The organism is Bacteroidota bacterium, from assembly GCA_018831055.1.
Lineage (GTDB): Bacteria > Bacteroidota > Bacteroidia > Bacteroidales > B18-G4 > M55B132.
Genome location: JAHJRE010000108.1, coordinates 1 through 2161, shown reverse-complemented (window position 1 = coordinate 2161; position 2161 = coordinate 1). Strand labels below are relative to the sequence as shown.

Genomic DNA, 2161 nt, shown 5'->3' with positions numbered 1-2161 from the left:
TACCTGTGACCAGCTTAACACTGGATTCAAGGTTATATCTGTTTCTCCGTTTGAAGGGGAGGTCAATCCTGCAGAACATGAGGGGGATGAGGAAAACTCATTTATACCACTAATAATTATCGAAAAAGCCTGCGAACCACCGCTGAGCGTTCCGTCATGATCAACTGTGATGGTATAAGTCCCTGCGGATGGGTTGGCTATATAAACCATTTCGACATTATCCACATCATTTTCCGAGCTGGCCGTTGCTGCTGCGGAGGGGTTGGACTTATCCAGTTTGTAAGGGTAATGGGTTGTTTTGGCAGGACTGGTAACGTTAAGATCCAGGTCATGGACGAGCATAATATCCGGTGGGTTAAGCTGAGCAGAAACCGGGGTTCCCGCGGGGTCGGTCCAGACAATGGTTACCCGCAGTGGGCTGTTACCACTAACGTTTACATCGCGGGTATAAGTTCCACCCTGAGAAAGGGTCAGTTCCTCTATCACATTTTGTTCGTCAACGTCTTCGGTAATTTTCAGGGCGGCTCTTTCTGCATTCACCAATCCCCAGCCGAACTTATAATCCGGCCCGTCGTAATCCCCTGCTTCATCGGCCGTATGGATCACCAGAGCTTTTAACGTAGCGGATCGCATGATGCTACCGCCGTTTTCATTTTGATAGTGCTTTTGAAGCAAAGCAAGGGTACCGGCGGTATTGGGGGAGGCCATGGAGGTACCGTCATACGTATCATAGGCTGAATTACTTGTTCCGACAGATGAATAAACACCAACACCTTTGGCTACTATATCTGGTTTGATACGTCCATCATCACAGGGTCCCCACGAACTGAACGAAGACATTATCACACTTGATGGGCCTGTATAAACAGGAACTTCTGAAACCGCACCAACAGTTAAAACATTCTTTGCTATTCCATTATGTGCGATGCAATCGTAACCATCGGCACCTCCGTCAAATTCGGGATTGCCTCCGGTTCCTGCATTGGATGGCCCATTCCCCCTGTCGTTTCCGGCCGATTTGACAATCAAATAATTGGGAGCATTGAAAGCAATATTATCCCAATTTTGCGCTTCAGCATCGTAAAAGCCAAAATAATAATCTTCCGTAGTACTGATACTGGTATTACCTGCCCATTGCCAAAAATATCCATTCCATACCCATCCGGTTCCAGGACCATAGGAATGATTTGATATCTCCAAACCAGAACCTGCAGCGGTTGACATTTCACTATCATCGTTGTTCCAGTCATAAGCTTTCAGACTTCCATTATATCCCATTCCTTTGGCATTTGCACTAACGCCATGAGCTATAAGGGTTCCGGCTACGTGGGTGGCATGATCACTAACGCTGGTTGCACCATCTACCTGGGTTACCCTGGATGGACCGGCATTTGTAAACTCCTGATGGGTTGTTTTTACTGCCCCGCCATCCCATTCACCAAGTTGGGTATAACCGCTACCGTCGAGATTCAATCCAAGCCCCCCTCCAGGCCAAAGCTTATCAGCACGGGTGGTTTGTGCGGCACCGATATTGTCGGTGATATAATAGACCGGACGGCCATTTTCTATTCTCATGATCTCCATAACACCACCATTTGGCAGTTCCTGACGAACAGGAATATCATTCTGAATCGCAAATTCAACCGCTTCCGCTTTTTCTTTTTCAAACTGTATGCGTTTCTCCTCCGCAAACTTCAGCAGCCACGGCACATTGGTTTCGGTCTGGGAATAGGAAAATACGGGAGTGAGGATGATAAGCAGGAATAGATATATATAGTATAATTTCTTCATTTGTACAGGATTAGCAATTAATAGCCTTAACAATAGTGACTGTTTTTTGTAAAATATTATCAATCAATTTCTTTTGCAAAGATACAACCTCATGAAACGGATGTCATGGGTATAATCCCGTAAATTAACAAATTTCTAACGGATTTGTCTTAAAATCAGGCGAATTTTAACAATTCGATAACAGTTTTCAGTGTTATCGAGGCTATTTCGGGTAAGCTCCGAAGAATTTTGCCAGGAAGCGGTGAAAACCATGTATGCCCTTGACCGGTTCGGCATACATTAAAATGCACTTCTTGTGGATTAGGCTCACATTACCATCCATGGCCAGTTTCACGGCTTCCGGGGTATCCGACGACTGCTGTATCCAGAT

1 protein-coding gene is annotated in these 2161 nt (G+C 45.5%); it reads right to left on the bottom strand.

Annotated elements, in window-relative coordinates; all coding sequences use genetic code 11:
• Window positions 1-1791 (bottom strand): S8 family serine peptidase (locus KKA81_06755; protein MBU2650615.1); only part of this gene is annotated, 1791 nt, incomplete at its 3' end.
• Between the last annotated feature and the right edge of the window lie 370 nt (window positions 1792-2161).